This is a genomic window from Paraburkholderia sp. EB58 (genome assembly GCF_050436665.1).
Lineage (GTDB): Bacteria > Pseudomonadota > Gammaproteobacteria > Burkholderiales > Burkholderiaceae > Paraburkholderia.
In genome coordinates this window covers 33296-47138 of record NZ_JBNDMQ010000022.1, presented here as the reverse complement: position 1 = coordinate 47138, position 13843 = coordinate 33296, and the positions used below count along the sequence as shown (strand labels likewise).

General features: G+C 61.9%; 13 protein-coding genes. 6 read left to right on the top strand and 7 right to left on the bottom strand.

From position 1 onward, the window contains the following. From P3T40_RS27845 to P3T40_RS27830, 4 genes are all read right to left on the bottom strand, one after another. Window positions 1-1059 carry an alpha-ketoacid dehydrogenase subunit beta gene (locus tag P3T40_RS27845; RefSeq protein WP_429270933.1) on the bottom strand — a complete coding sequence of 353 codons (1059 nt, stop codon included), beginning with the start codon at window positions 1057-1059 and terminating at the stop codon, window positions 1-3. Beyond that, a complete protein-coding gene (locus P3T40_RS27840) occupies window positions 1056-2096 on the bottom strand; it encodes a thiamine pyrophosphate-dependent dehydrogenase E1 component subunit alpha (protein WP_429270932.1) in 1041 nt (346 codons plus the stop codon). The genes P3T40_RS27845 and P3T40_RS27840 overlap by 4 nt, the downstream gene beginning before the upstream one ends. A gap of 35 nt (window positions 2097-2131) precedes the next feature. Continuing rightward, window positions 2132-3463, bottom strand: coding sequence for an NAD(P)H-dependent oxidoreductase (locus P3T40_RS27835; RefSeq protein WP_429270931.1), 1332 nt, complete (start codon window positions 3461-3463; stop codon window positions 2132-2134). Window positions 3464-3961: 498 nt separating this feature from the next. After that, window positions 3962-4951: a sugar-binding transcriptional regulator gene (locus tag P3T40_RS27830; protein ID WP_429270930.1), complete on the bottom strand. Its 990-nt coding sequence runs from the start codon at window positions 4949-4951 to the stop codon at window positions 3962-3964. A gap of 87 nt (window positions 4952-5038) precedes the next feature. On the opposite strand from P3T40_RS27830, the gene P3T40_RS27825 reads away from it, so the two are divergent. Both P3T40_RS27825 and P3T40_RS27820 read left to right on the top strand, forming a co-directional pair. After that, window positions 5039-5878 carry a hypothetical protein gene (locus P3T40_RS27825; RefSeq protein ID WP_429270929.1) on the top strand — a complete coding sequence of 280 codons (840 nt, stop codon included), beginning with the start codon at window positions 5039-5041 and terminating at the stop codon, window positions 5876-5878. Between the two features lie 33 nt (window positions 5879-5911). Next, entirely contained in the window at window positions 5912-6514 is a 603-nt protein-coding gene (locus tag P3T40_RS27820; RefSeq protein WP_429270928.1) for a hypothetical protein, read from the top strand. A gap of 52 nt (window positions 6515-6566) precedes the next feature. On the opposite strand, the gene P3T40_RS27815 is transcribed toward P3T40_RS27820, so the two are convergent. Next, complete coding sequence (locus tag P3T40_RS27815) at window positions 6567-7778, bottom strand: diguanylate cyclase domain-containing protein (RefSeq protein WP_429270927.1); 1212 nt, start codon at window positions 7776-7778, stop codon at window positions 6567-6569. A 205-nt stretch (window positions 7779-7983) separates the two neighbouring features. After that, window positions 7984-9201, bottom strand: coding sequence for an MFS transporter (locus tag P3T40_RS27810; RefSeq protein WP_429270926.1), 1218 nt, complete (start codon window positions 9199-9201; stop codon window positions 7984-7986). A 147-nt stretch (window positions 9202-9348) separates the two neighbouring features. Between P3T40_RS27810 and gcvA the strand changes: the two genes are divergently transcribed. Then, window positions 9349-10296, top strand: a complete 948-nt coding sequence (gene gcvA, locus P3T40_RS27805) for a transcriptional regulator GcvA (RefSeq protein ID WP_429270925.1) — start codon at window positions 9349-9351, stop codon at window positions 10294-10296. Between the two features lie 66 nt (window positions 10297-10362). Here gcvA and P3T40_RS27800 read toward each other — a convergent pair whose 3' ends face one another. Next, window positions 10363-10977 (bottom strand): thioredoxin fold domain-containing protein, encoded by a 615-nt coding sequence (locus P3T40_RS27800; RefSeq protein ID WP_429270924.1) that lies wholly within the window; start codon window positions 10975-10977, stop codon window positions 10363-10365. Between the two features lie 257 nt (window positions 10978-11234). Between P3T40_RS27800 and P3T40_RS27795 the strand changes: the two genes are divergently transcribed. From P3T40_RS27795 to P3T40_RS27785, 3 genes are read left to right on the top strand one after another with little or no spacing between them, the layout of a single operon-like run. Beyond that, window positions 11235-11864: a helix-turn-helix transcriptional regulator gene (locus P3T40_RS27795; RefSeq protein ID WP_429270923.1), complete on the top strand. Its 630-nt coding sequence runs from the start codon at window positions 11235-11237 to the stop codon at window positions 11862-11864. Continuing rightward, entirely contained in the window at window positions 11854-12825 is a 972-nt protein-coding gene (locus P3T40_RS27790) for an ornithine cyclodeaminase family protein (RefSeq protein ID WP_429270922.1), read from the top strand. Before P3T40_RS27795 ends, P3T40_RS27790 begins: the two co-directional genes overlap by 11 nt. A 52-nt stretch (window positions 12826-12877) precedes the next feature. Continuing rightward, window positions 12878-13840, top strand: a complete 963-nt coding sequence (locus tag P3T40_RS27785; protein ID WP_429270921.1) for a threo-3-hydroxy-L-aspartate ammonia-lyase — start codon at window positions 12878-12880, stop codon at window positions 13838-13840. The last annotated feature ends 3 nt before the right edge of the window (window positions 13841-13843 follow it).

The window sequence follows — 13843 nt, the reverse complement described above, 5'->3', positions numbered from 1 at the left end:
TCAGCCCCTCCCGCCGACGATGCGCCGCGCCGCCGCGACGATGTCGTCGACCTGCGGGACCGCCGCTTTTTCCAGCTCGGGGTTGTACGGCAACGGACAGTCAGCGCCGCCCAGGCGAATCACCGGCGCGTCGAGATAATCGAAGGCCTCGCTTTCGCATGCGATGGCGGCGATCTCCGCGCCAATGCCGAGTTGCTGCACGCCCTCGTAGACGCAGATCAGCCGCGAGGTCTTGCGAATGCTGGCGATGATCGCCTCGCGGTCGATCGGCCGGATGCTGCGCAGGTCGATCACTTCGGCATCCACACCTTCCTGTTCGAGCAGGGTTGCGGCTTCCAGCGAGCGGATCGCCATGATCGAGGTGGCCACGATCGTGACGTCGCGGCCCGCGCGGCGCACAGCCGCCTTGCCGATCGGCACGGTGTAGTAACCCTCCGGCACGGGCCCCTTGCTCTTGTACAGCAGCTTGTGCTCGAAGATCAGCACCGGGTCCGGGTCTTCCAGCGCGGCCAGCAACAGGCCCTTCGCGTCATGCGGCGTGCTCGGCTGAACCACCTTCAGCCCCGGCACATGGGCAAACCACGCTTCGAGACTCTGGCTGTGCTGCGCGGCCGCGCCTGTTCCCGAGCCTGCCGGAAAGCGCATCACGACCGGCACCGACGCTTCGCCGCCGAGCATGAAGCGCATCTTGGCGGCCTGGTTGACGATCTGCTCCATCGCCAGCGTGGCGAAGTCGGAGAACTGGAATTCGTAGATCGGCCGCGAGCCGGTCATCGCCGCGCCCACTGCCACGCCCGCGCCGCCGAGTTCCGAAATAGGCGTGTCCATCACCCGTTCAGCTCCAAAGCGCTGGTACAGGTCGCCCGTGACCTGAAATGCGCCGCCGTAGACGCCGATATCCTCGCCCATCAGGAATACGCGTTCATCGCGCTCCATCGCAATGGCCATCGCTTCCTGAATCGCCTGCGCGTAAGTCAGTTCGCGCACTTCATCGTGCGTCTGGGCTTGCGTTTGATCCTGCTGCGCCGCCTGCACGTTTTCAAGCACGTCCGCCGTCATTGCTCGCTCCCGCTGGTCGATGCGTACACGTACCGGGTCAGTTCGGCGCGCTGCGGCGACGGACTGTTCTGCGCAAACTCGAGACCGGCCTCGATCTCCGCTTCGACTTCTTCCCGCAGCGTGGCGATACTTGCGGCATCGAGCAAGCCGCACTGCAGCAATTCGTTCTCGAAACGCACGATCGGGTCGCGCGCAGTCCACCCGTCGATTTCCTCGCGCGTGCGGTATCGGTTGCGGTCGCTCTTCGAGTGGCCGCGCAGGCGGTACGTCTCGCACTCGAGCAGCGTGGGCCCGTCGCCCTTGCGCGCATGGGCAACAGCCTCTTCGGCGGCGTTCAGCACCTCGGTGAAGCTGTTGCCGTCGACGGTCACGCCCGGCATGTCATACGCGAGGGCGCGCTGCGCGATGTGCGATACCGCGGTGGAGCGCTCCACCGACATCGACATCCCGTAGCGGTTGTTCTCGCACACGAAGATCACCGGCAGTTTCCAGATTGAAGCGAAGTTCAGCGACTCGTGGAAAGCGCCCTCATTGTTGGCGCCGTCGCCGAAGAAGCACATCACCACGCTGTCCTTATGCTGCCGCTTCACCGAGAGCGCCGCGCCGACCGCAATCGGCATGCCTCCGCCCACGATGCCGTTCGCGCCCAGGTTGCCGCGGCTCACGTCGGCAATGTGCATCGAGCCGCCGCGTCCGCGGCAATAGCCTGTCTCCTTGCCGAAAAACTCCGCGAACATGCGCTTGGGGTCCGCGCCTTTGCCGATGCAATGGCCGTGGCCGCGATGCGTGGAGGTGATGTAGTCGTCATCAGTGAGCGGCAGCGTTGCGCCGATCGCACTCGCCTCCTGGCCGATGGAAAGGTGCATGGTGCCGTGGATCAGCCCACGCATGTACGCCTGCTCGGCGCTCTCCTCGAAACGCCGCACGAGAATCATCTTGCGCAAGGCTTCGCGCAGCGTCGCTGGATCGTGCCGGAACAATACCCCGCGCAGTACCGTGGCCGGCCTCGTGGGCAATGCTTCCATGATCTCCTGCATGTCCATCCTCCTTGATGAGCCCGTCCACCCGTTCATTACGCGACGGCAAGCGGCTTGCCGTACACCATCTCGTCCTGCAAACGGCGCAAGGCGACGATCGGCGAGTCGCTGTCCACGGCGCAGTTGCGGTAGGTCAGCAGTTCGCCGCGGCGAATCGGCTGGGTGACGCGGCCGTTTTCGATCAACCCGCACGGCACGGCATGCTGCGCGCGCGCGTCGCCTACGGTCATGGCCCACGCCCGATAGGTGTATTCGCCAATCGCGTCGAGCCGCTCGCCTGGCTGCAGGTTTTTCTTGGCGACGGCGCACACCTCGACCACCGGCACTGGCAACGGCTCCATATCGGCACGGCGATAAAGCACTGAACGCGCGCACGTGAGCGGCACTTCGAGGCTGGTGAGGTGATACGGACGATAGAACGTGTAGTACGGACCCTTGCCGAGCTTCAGGTCCTCCATGCGTTCGCGCAAACGCGGATGCGCCAGTTCCGCAACGACGAACACCCCGGGCGCGACGCCCTTGCCGATCGTGTAATCGACCACGCCCTTGCGCGACAGGATGCCGCCGTCGGCCACCGGGCACAGCACCTTGTGCAATTCGTCGAGGGTCGCCGATGGGCCGTGCATGCCGGGCACGTCCGGCGTGAGGCCGGTTGCATTGCCAATTGCCGCCATCTCGACGGCGGTCTTCGAACCGTCGACGAACTCCACCAGCATGCGCGGGTTCATGTTTCGTTGATGCGCTTCGTCCTGATAGAGATCGGGCGTCGCGTCGATATTGAGCGGATTGTTTTTGCCTTTTCCCGCTGCGACGATCGGATAGCCGAGTGCGCTGACGAACTGGATCAGCTCGATAGTCGAGCTCGGCTCGTCGCCGGCGCCTAGCGAATACACCACGCCCAGGCGCTCTGCTTCGCGCCGCAGATAAGCGCCGATCGTCACGTCCGCCTCCACGTTCATCATAACGAGGTGCTTGCCGTGCTCCATGGCGAGTAAGCCAATCTGAGCGCCGACCGCGGGCTTGCCGGTCGCGTCGATCACCACGTCGATCAGGTCGCTCGTGCAGACCGCGTCGACATCCTGCGTAATCGCGATTTCGCCGGCTTCGATTGCCTGTTCGACGGCACTGCGCGTGTCGGCCATCCGGTAACCGGTGTCGGCGCCGTTCGCGACCCGCACCGCGGCGCGCGCAGCCTCGGGGCGCAGATCGGCAATCGCGCCGATTTCCAGACCGTGCATCTGCCGCACCTGCGTCACGATATCCGTGCCCATCTCGCCGCTGCCAATCAGACCAATGCGAATCGGACGGCCGGATGCGGCACGCTTTTCGAGGTCGGCCGCGAGGCCGCTGGGAGTGATGTTATGCATGGGCATAGCTCCTGAAATGCTGCGCGAAAGCGCGCGAAGAGGTATTGGCAGGCGTGCGGCGGGCGCTCGTCCGCTCCGACATCGAATAGCACTTTTGTATTTCACAATAGCACTTTGTTCACTCCAGGTACAAGGTCGAGTTTTGCCCAAAGCGCGTTTTGGGCTTGGGATTTACCCCTATGCAAAGCGCGCGGCGGGCGAGCCAAGGCGCACCTGAAAGGGTTTATCTGGCCGGAAGGATTCACAGGACAACGAATCAGCACGCGGGGAGCGCGCTCGCTCGCGGGGCGGGCGGCGGACAAATCAGGTCAGGAAGGCGTATCGCTCGCCGACGGCGCGATGTCGGCCGGGCGGCATGTCGCGGCGGCGAGCGCCAAGGAAAGGAGAAAAGCTCAAACGCCTGTACGGGGGCCTTCAGGCAGTGTCAGGCACTGCTCAAACTGTGCGCGCAGCGTGTTCGCGTTACGCCCCGTTGCAAGGCTTTCGGCAATGCACCGCTCAGCCCGGACCCGCGAGTTTGAGTACATCTTTTGCGGTGTACTCATCCGTAATGAGGACGGTCGGCTTCACCATCTCCAACGCGCCGGCCAGCGCCTGCACCTTGTTGGCTCCGCCAGCGGCCATCACGCGCACCGGCACTTTCTTGATGATATCGAGCGGCACTGACATCACGCGTTCATTGATCGGGTGATCGACGAGCTTGCCGCCGGCGTCGAAGAAATTGAACAGCACGTCGCCCACCGCGCCAGCCTTCACCAGAGACGCGCGGTCGGCGTTCGAAATGAATTTCGACAGGTGCGCCGTCGCATCCGCCCCCATGCCGGCGGCGCCGAGTACTACCGCATCGAGCGACTTCGCGAGCTCGAAAATATCCCCGAGGCCACAGCGCTCGATCAACGTCTGACGCGTGGCCGCGCTATCCACCACCAGCGGCGCGGTCATAAGATAGCAATCCGCCTGGAACAGCGAGGCAAAACGCCAGGCGAACTCGGCTGGATTGAACTTGCGCGCTTTCATGATGCCGCCGAGCAGCGACACCACCGACAGATTCTCGACGTTGCGCTCGCTCATGAAGGCGAGCGAGCTGACGAGGGTGCGTCCCCAGCCCACGCCAATCCGCATGTTGGCGCGCACCAGCGACGACACATAGGCGCCGGTCGCCGCGGCGACCGGCCCGGTGGCGTCAGCGCCGCGCGCCGACAGCGGCACGACGATCGCCTCCTCGACACCGAAGCGGTTTTCGAGCAGACGTTCAGCCTCGACGCACTCAGCCAGACGATCGCCGATGGTGATTTTCACCTCGTTGCGTTCACGGGCAGCCGCCAGCAGACGTACGACAGTCACGCGTCCGACCCCCAGTTTCAGGGCGATTTCGTTCTGGGTCATTTCCTCGACGAAATACATCCACGCGGCCCGCAAACGCAGGCGCCGCGCGGGATTCTGTTCGTCGCTTTCGACGCTTTCCGTGACAACACTCGCTTTCTGCAACCCCGGCTCCTATCATCAAAAAAAGTCGATCAGACCGCTGAACACTTGTGCTATCTTAACTTCAAATGTTGCAACATTGAGACGCTCATGGAGTCAAAATCGCACTTGCCGCAGCATCTAAGCCGCGACATTAGTCAGCTCGGGCTGGCGCTGCGAGATTGCGCGCGTCAACTGCGTTACGCGGCGCGCAATGTGCCAGGACCGATCCGCAGCGACCGCCCCCTCGCGCCTCGCTCGACTTCCGCAACACCGCTCAAGCTCCCCTCCTACCTGTCACTGGAATCGGTCGCTCATCTCGCTGACGACCTGATCGAAACTGCCGAGTCATTTGCGGGTCATGCTGTACCGACCTTGCAAGATCACTGGAAGTCGCCGGTCCCGCTGCAGCCGCTCACCGCTTACCTCGAACTTTCTCGCGGTCCCGCGAAGACTCTGCGCAAATTTTCGATGGCGTACTACGCAGCGGCCAAGCGGATGATCATGCAAAGCGGCGCGGCCGATGTGCTGATTTTCGAGCACCGCATCTGCGCGACGCTCGAGCAGATGGGCGCCGCGTCGTCGGCGCCGCAAGCCGCTAGCGCGACGGCCTCACGCAGCGCGCTATGCCTTGCCTGCGCGCAACTCGCGTTGTCGCTGATCGACATGCAGCCGATCCGCAGCACCCGCTTCGAGACCCTGCCCGATGCCAACGCGCCGTGGTGGCTCGTCACCGAACCCAACGCGTACGTGTTCCTCGTGCTGTCGCTCACATCGCTCGCGAAAGACACCTGCCCTTCCGGCATTCCTGGCGACCCCGACGCGGCCGTGCGGTTTTTCTCGGACGTGGTGGGCGCCCGCGAGGCGGCGTTCAGACAGGCACTCAAGGGCCCGGAGCCGCAGCATGCGTTGAGCCAGGAACTCGAATACGTCATCACGCATCTTTGCTGATACCGCCGCTGCATGCCTGCGAGGAGTAGTGCGATGGGCCAACCGATCTGTAGCCTCGAAGTCCAGCAACTGCCGACATGGAAGCGTGTACGCAAGCTCACGCTATGCCGGCAGTTGCTGCAACAGTGCTGCGACGAATACGGTGAACGCCACGCGCTGCAGATCGAAATCGACGACCGTCAATTCACTACCGCGTTTTTCGCCTGGATCGAAGTCGTCGAGCGCAACGCGGATTACCGGCACCAGAATGCACCCGATTACTTTCAGTTTGTTTTCGGCGTGCTGTTGCGTGACCTACTGCGTGAGAAAGCCATTCACGTGAAGAAAGACGCGTCGACACAGTTGCGTCCGTCACCCGGCAATATCGCCGACTGGTGGCCCACTGGTTACGTGCTGACCTACTTTTGCATCGGCACGCTTAAAGCGACGGTGCACGAACAGTGCGCCGTTGAAATTCAACCTTCCGACGCACTCTCACAACCGGCCGTATGGCAATCGTTTCGTGAAAACATGATCGAGGAGCCCGGGCTTGCAATTGCGTTCTTCGACAAGTTCATGGGGCTCGAGCCGAACTGGCGCGAGCCGACTGAGATCAGCAATCGCCCTGCCGTGGCAGAGCGCTCCTCGAAAACCTGATCGCGGCAGCGTTACGCGCCGCGTTCGGGAACGCGGGATTTTCGTAGTCGACTCAAACAGCGCTTCCGCGGCGATTGGCAACTGCATCATTGGCTGCCCGCTGGTGTGCACCGGTCCGCGCCAATTCGAGCCGATTACCGCCAAGCGACTTCGCGCTGTATAAAGCCTGGTCGGCGGCTGCCAACAGGTCGGCAAGCGTGGGCGTTTCGCTTTTAGACTGCGCGAGGCCAATGCTGACCGTGGCCCGTATCTCGACGCCGTTCACCCTGTGGGAGATCGTCTCGGCGAAACGTCTAACAACGAGCTCGCCCACCTCTTTGGCACGGACGCTGTCATGGCCAGGCAACAGGGCAGCAAACTCTTCTCCGCCAATGCGGGCGAGCATCGCCTCGGGTCCCACCACACTCCGCGCAATTTCCGCAAATGCCTTCAGGACCTTGTCCCCCGTCTCGTGACCGTATCGATCGTTGATCGCCTTGAAGTGATCGAGGTCTAAGGCAAGAAGTGAAACTGGCTGAGAAACTCCGCCGTCGTGGATGACGCGTGTGCCTTCTTCGAAGAACCATCTGCGGTTGCCAAGACCGGTCAGATAATCCGTTTGCGATTCCTGTAAAAGCTGCCGATGCGCCTCCTCGCGGATGAGCATCAGCAAGGTCATTGGCAAAACGACCGAATACAGGACGCCCTCGTAAATCGTGATTTTTCCGGCGACCGACAGCACGTCTTGCCCAAACAATGCCGCCAGCCAAGGCAAGATGAATGCTCTGGCGGCGTAAAGCAGCGCATGGGCGCCCGACACCATCACAACGATGTGCCGCGATCGCAACGATTTCAGCCTGTCGCTTCGCAATAGCTCGCGAGACGTCATGCCGCAAACCACCGCGATTGGAATCGCACTCACATAGGCCCACAAGGCTTCCTGCCACCGTCCACCCCCAACCGCCCACGTCAGCGCCAGGACGAGGAGGATGCCGATCGAGGCTGCACGGTATTGCCGGCCGCTCAGCGATGCGACACCGTGCAGAACTACCAGATAGCCGGTGACGATGATGAGATTGCTTAAGGCAGAACCTGTCGCACCGGGCAGGTCGTGACGGAACGGCGCGGCCGCACAGCCGATTGCAAGCGTGGCGTATCCGGCTGCCAGTATCCTCAATTCCTTGCTGCGCTTCGGATGGGCTCGACGCTCCCATAGCGTCATCCCGGCGCTGGCGAGAAGGGTTCCGATTGCAAGGAAATAAAGGGTAATAAGATCGACGTGCATTGCTGACGTGAGGGCTTTGCGCCGGCACAGCGCGGCGGCAGCGGCATTTTACGCCGAAAATTTAGATCGTATGATGATAGTCAGGCGTTGGCGGCCGATGCAGTCGATGGGCCGGACTCCGCCCGATTAACAAACCGCGCTGCCTGGCGCGATGCAGCCACGCGTGGAGGTGGTTTCAAGCACTGCGCAGGCCTGTTGCAACGTTTCACGCGTCTGTCGTCAGCCGCGAGCGCAGTGCCATTGCCAACGGAAAAATGGCCAAGGCGGTCAGAGCCGCGGCGAACGTCGCGCCGTGTATCCCGATCCGGTCGCCGAGAAAGCCATAGATGACCGGCGCGATCGCGCCCGATGCGATCGTGCCGGTATAAAACAGCGCGAATGCCCGCTCGGTACCGTCGATGGGCGCCAGTTCCGGCACAGTCCCATACAGCACGGACGATGTGCCGTTGAGCATCACGCCGAGCAGCGGCAGCAGCACCATGGTGAACGCCAGCGGGCAAAACATCACAGCGATGATGCCGGCTGCCGTGCCACCCTCGGTGACCAGCACCGTACCTATAACCCCCATGCGTGCGCCCAGCCATCCGCAGGCGAACTTGCCGGCGGCGCCACCCATAAAGACCAGTGCCAGCGCCGTTCCAAGCATCGATGGCGAAACGCCTTTTGCCTTGAGCAGGAACGGCAGGAAAGTCAGTAGCCCTACGCGTACGCCGGTATCGAGCACACCTATCATGAACAACACCGAAAATCCCTTACCCGCAGTGCCGCGACGCTGGCCGGACGGCTCTTCTGTCATGGGTACGTTGCGCGGCACAGACGGGAGAAATAGTGCAATCGCTGCGGCCACCACGCAACCCAAGGCGGACACCATCCACAAGGTGTGACGCCACGGCATCAACGTCACCAGAATCGAAATGGCAGCCGGGAGCGCGGATTTGCCCAGGTCGCCGGAAAAATTGTAGATGCTCAATGGCCCCCTGGAATTGCGACCGTAGACACGCGTCACCGCGCCCGAGGCAAGCGGATGTTGCGTGCTCGAACCGCTGCCCGAGATTGCCAATGCCACACACAGGCCCAGCAGACTGCCTGATATCCCCGCCACCGCATAACCCAACGCGGCCAGCAATGTACCCAGCGCCAGCGTGGCGCGGCTGCCCAATCGATTTGCGAGGCGCCCGGCGGGCATTTGCAGCGTGGCCATCGTGCCCGCATAGATGCCGCGCAGGATGGCGAGAGCGCCATAGCCCAGACCGAAGTCCGTCTGCCACACCGGCAGCATCACGTAGATCATGTCCGTGTAGCCATCGTGCAGCGCATGCGCGACGCAGGAGAGCCACAGCACGCGGGAACGTGACGGCGAAGCCGGCTGGCTAGCCTGATCGGCTTGCTGCGCGGGCGGCAAGGAAAATGGAGTGAGGCGCATAAATCTCCTCTTGCTATGGACGAGGCGCGGGCCGGAATGGCGTGGCGCCGTGGCGCTTTCGAACATCCTTTGATGGCAATTCTATGACCGGATACAGCGCGCTTCAATTGACGTAATATCGGGTCATCCGAGAAAAAAAGTCACGCCATGGATGAAGACAGAAGCACCGAAAAGGACCGGGAGAAGCTGCCGCCACTGAACGCGCTGCGCAATTTTGAAGCGGTCGCAAGGCATGGCAGTTTTGCCGCCGCCGCGGCCGATTTGCACGTCACCCATTGGGCCGTCGGCAAACAGATCAGGCTGCTGGAAGACTGGTTTGGCGTGCCGCTGTTCGAGCGCCGAGCGCGCAGCGTCGCGCTCACTGATGAAGGCGCAGCCTTGCTCAACGATGTGAACAGCGCCTTCGAGCGCCTCACCTCCGCGGCGGCACGGTTGCGTCACGATGAAGTCACGCGCCGCGTATCAGGCATCGTGCGCGTGAACGTGCTGGCCAGTTTCGCGTTGTGCTGGCTGCTGCCGCGTCTGGCCGACTTTCACGCGCGTTACCCCGACATCGACGTGCGGATATCGACCACATCGCGCAAATTGCGCTACATCGGCGACGCCTTCGACATTGGAGTGCGCTCGGGGCACGAACAAGGCACCGCCCTCGTGTCGCGCGCGCTGATGGCCGACGTGCGCCTGCCCGCTTGTAGCCCCGCGCTGCTGCGGACACACCCGATACAGGACGTGGCCGATCTGCGCCATCACACCCTGTTGCATTCCACCAGTACGCGCACAGCCTGGTCGCACTGGCTGCGCGAGGCCCGCGCACCCCATTTGCGGCCTGCGCGTCACCTTGAGTTCGATCACGCGTATCTCCAGCTTGCCGCCGCCGTGGAGGGCCTGGGTGTGACGCTCGCATCGTTGCCGATGATCGGGCGCGAGCTCGCCGCAGGCCGCCTGGTGTGCCCGATTGCAGCACCAAGCTGGCGCGCCGCAGACTATACGCTGGTGATCAACGCCGATCGCGCCGGCGATGACGCCGTCCAGGCATTTGAGCAATGGATCACGATGATGGCCAGCCGGGAATCCGGGCAGTTGGAGCCGGTCTAGGTCCGCGGCTTGCCCAAACGGCAGCCGGGAACCTGGGCAAACTATCGGCTACGCCGTAGAGGGCATTTAGCGGAACCGCTGCAAGGACGGATCCGTAATCGGCTGTGCCGGCAGATTCAGCATGCCAGGCAATGAACTCAAAGGCGGCAAGCCGCTGACATCGGCCCACCGGCCGCCGCTCGTCATGTAAATGATCGTCGGCGTGCCATCGAAACCGAGATCCTGAAACACCTTGATATTGCCGTTCAGCTTCGTTTGCGTCGCAGACGGCACACTTGCCAACGGCTTAATGCCACCCGATTCGTCCTTCTCGGAGAATTTCGTTTCGAGTTCACGCATCAATGCCGGGCCATCCTGCGCCTCTAGCAACGCGGCGGCCTTGCCCGGCGAATCCGGTTTCAGGAAGCCCATTGGAATCCAATGCACCTGCAGCCCTGCAGCCTCGTACGGTTGCAATGCTTTCCACGCGTAATGACAGAAGATGCAGTTCGGGTCCATAAAAACGTAGATTGTCGATTTGACGCTTTTGCCCGAAGCACCCTCGACGATCGACGGTGCGTTCTCGAACGTCGCGGCGGCCGACGCAGGCAGGTAATTCGGCGCCGGCTGCTGCGCCGCCGTAGCAAAACCAGACAACGCAACCGCGACTGCCGCAACCAAAAGCCTTACAGGTTTGAACATCAAGTGCTCCCATTCGGTACAAGACGAACTGTCTAACTGCGTAGGTTCGTCAATTGTAGCGACCTTGGAGTTGATGTCGCACGGGCCGTAACGGAATGCGGACCGCGGCGCGTCCCCCTTTCCCGCACAAACCAACGAAGGACGGCAGCGCAGAGATCTGCAGGCTCATCTGAGGAGCTGGTCAAGCCATTCACGTAACGCCCCTGGCGCGAGGCGGGCTATTTGACAAACCGTCCAACAATATATATTCTGTCCAGATGCGCAATCCATCCAAAGAGCAGCAACTCCTGGTCGAACAACTGAAGCAGGTGGCAAAAGGGTTGGGAGAAACCTTTGCGCCATTCTGCGAGGTAGTCGTTCACGACTTGCTGCAGGCTGACCAGGCGATCGTCGCGATCCACAACAACCTGTCCGGCCGGGAAGAAGGCGACCCCGCCACCGAACTGGGTCTCGCACGAATGGCGGACGAGACGTATCCGCAAGTCATCGCAAACTACGCAAATCAGTTCGCTGACGGACGGCAGGTAAAAAGCACGTCCATCGGCATCAAGGACTCGGAAGGACGCTATGTGGCAGCCCTCTGCATCAACGTCGATCTCACGCTTTTCGGCGGCTTGCAAAACATGATCGGCCAGTTCGTCAGTACCGATGAAACCGCTGGCGTGAAAGAGTCTCTCGACCCACCGGGAGCGGATGGCATCAGGCAGCGGATCGACCAGTTCGCCGCTCGGCTGGCGACCACGCCGCGAGCGTTGAAGGCGGCCGAGCGGCGCGCGCTGATGAGCGAGCTGCGGGAGTCAGGCAGCATGGAAGTGCGGCGTGCGATGGAAATCGTCGCGCTTCATTTGGGCGTATCACGAGCCACGGTGTACAACGATGCCAAATGATGCGCGTTTAGTACTGCTCGACAAAGACGTCGTCGAGTCTCTCCTGCTTCCTGACGATGTGCTCGAGGCGGTACGCGAAGCATTCGTTCTACACAGCCACCGGGAAGGACGTGTTTTCCCGGTGGTTCGGGAGTCGCTCGCCACGGGTGGCATATTCGGCATCAAGTCGGGCGACGTGCCGACTCAAAACCTGCTTGGCTTTAAGGCCGCCGGGTTCTGGCCTGGAAATCGAGGACTCGGCGGCGAGCCTCACCAGGCCACCATCGTTTTGATCGACCCCGCGACCGGCCGCCCCGTCTGCATCGTCGACGGCAATGCAGTCACAACCATGCGCACAGGCGCTGCAGGCGGTTTGGGGCTGCAGCAGCTTGCGCGTCCTGATAGTTCGAACGTTTGTGTGTTCGGTACGGGCGTGCAAGCCAGAGTGCAGTTGAGTTTCGCTCTCCGGCTCATGCCAACGCTGGAGAAAGTACGCTATGTGACCGCGACCAGTCAGCCGGATCCGGCTTTTGAGGCGCTCTTCTCCGCCCGTTGTGACACCGCGCTGGCGCGTGATCGCAACGCTTCAGTTGCGGAAAGCGACGTGGTGATCACCGCCACGCCAGGGGCCGCAGCGTTATTCGATCTGGAGGCGGTGCAACCAGGCACGCACCTGAATTGCGTGGGTGCCGATACCAAAGGAAAACGTGAGCTTCCCGACGGTCTGCTGCAACGCGTTCGCCTTTTCGTCGACGATCGCACGCAAGCGAGTCAGATCGGCGAGATGCAGTGGGCACCGGATACACCGTGCATGGAACTCGGCGATCTGCTGACAGACCATGTGCAATTCAAGCGCGGGCGCGATGACATCACCGTTTTCGACATGACAGGTCTCGCTCTGCAGGATCTGACGGTGGCCCGCATGCTGTTTGATCGCGCCTGCCAGGCAAATCTTGGCACCGCCCTTTCATGGCCTTGGTGATAGGCCCGGATCAACGCGTCTTCCGACGCACCGAACTATAGATGGACAAATCATGCTGAATCTTCCGACCTACGTGGACGTTGCCGCCGCCGCAGAGCGAATCGCGGGCAAGGCGAACCGCACTCCCGTTCTGACTTCGCGCACAGCCAACGAAGCGATGGGCGCGGAAGTTTTCTTCAAGTGCGAAAACTTCCAGCGAATGGGTGCATTCAAGTTTCGTGGTGCGATGAACGCGTTGTCGAAATTCGACGCGCGCCAGCGCGCTGCCGGCGTGGTTGCGTTTTCCTCGGGCAATCACGCTCAGGCGATCGCGCTATCGGCGAAACTGCTTGGCATTCCGGCGACTATTATCATGCCGCTGGATGCGCCGGCCGCGAAAGTCGCAGCAACCAAAGGCTATGGTGGAAACGTGGTCACCTACGACCGTTATACGGAAGATCGCGAAGAGATCGGCCGTAACCTAGCCGATAAACACGGCATGACGCTGATTCCGCCATACGACCATCCGGATGTCATCGCAGGCCAGGGCACCGCCGCCAAGGAACTGATCGAAGAAGTCGGGGCACTGGACGCATTGTTCGTTTGTCTCGGCGGTGGTGGATTGCTGTCCGGATCGGCGCTCGCGGCGCGCGAACTTGCACCGGACTGCAAGATCTATGGCGCGGAGCCGGAAGCCGGCAACGACGGACAGCAATCGTTCCGATCCGGCTCAATCGTGCACATCGAGACACCGAAGACGATTGCGGATGGCGCCCAGACTCAGCATTTGGGGCAATATACGTTTCCGATTATTAAACGGGACGTTACCGATATTCTCACCGCCACTGATGAGCAATTGGTGGCCTGCATGCGGTTCTTCGCAGAGCGGATGAAAATAGTTGTCGAGCCTACAGGTTGTCTTGGCTTTGCTGCTGCGCGTGAGATGAAGGATCAGTTGAAGGGTAAGCGGGTCGGCGTGATCGTTAGTGGTGGGAATGTCGATATGGAGCGGTATAGCGCGTTCCTCGCCAGTTAACAC

Excerpts from the sequence above, each read along its gene's own strand:
- P3T40_RS27810 (WP_429270926.1), bottom strand. The coding sequence starts at position 9,201 with ATGCGCCTCACTCCATTTTCCTTGCCGCCCGCGCAGCAAGCCGATCAG.
- P3T40_RS27840 (WP_429270932.1), bottom strand. The coding sequence starts at position 2,096 with ATGCAGGAGATCATGGAAGCATTGCCCACGAGGCCGGCCACGGTACTG.
- P3T40_RS27785 (WP_429270921.1), top strand. The coding sequence starts at position 12,878 with ATGCTGAATCTTCCGACCTACGTGGACGTTGCCGCCGCCGCAGAGCGA.
- gcvA (WP_429270925.1), top strand. The coding sequence starts at position 9,349 with ATGGATGAAGACAGAAGCACCGAAAAGGACCGGGAGAAGCTGCCGCCA.
- P3T40_RS27795 (WP_429270923.1), top strand. The coding sequence starts at position 11,235 with ATGCGCAATCCATCCAAAGAGCAGCAACTCCTGGTCGAACAACTGAAG.
- P3T40_RS27815 (WP_429270927.1), bottom strand. The coding sequence starts at position 7,778 with ATGCACGTCGATCTTATTACCCTTTATTTCCTTGCAATCGGAACCCTT.
- P3T40_RS27845 (WP_429270933.1), bottom strand. The coding sequence starts at position 1,059 with ATGACGGCGGACGTGCTTGAAAACGTGCAGGCGGCGCAGCAGGATCAA.
- P3T40_RS27835 (WP_429270931.1), bottom strand. The coding sequence starts at position 3,463 with ATGCATAACATCACTCCCAGCGGCCTCGCGGCCGACCTCGAAAAGCGT.
- P3T40_RS27790 (WP_429270922.1), top strand. The coding sequence starts at position 11,854 with ATGCCAAATGATGCGCGTTTAGTACTGCTCGACAAAGACGTCGTCGAG.
- P3T40_RS27800 (WP_429270924.1), bottom strand. The coding sequence starts at position 10,977 with ATGTTCAAACCTGTAAGGCTTTTGGTTGCGGCAGTCGCGGTTGCGTTG.
- P3T40_RS27820 (WP_429270928.1), top strand. The coding sequence starts at position 5,912 with ATGGGCCAACCGATCTGTAGCCTCGAAGTCCAGCAACTGCCGACATGG.
- P3T40_RS27825 (WP_429270929.1), top strand. The coding sequence starts at position 5,039 with ATGGAGTCAAAATCGCACTTGCCGCAGCATCTAAGCCGCGACATTAGT.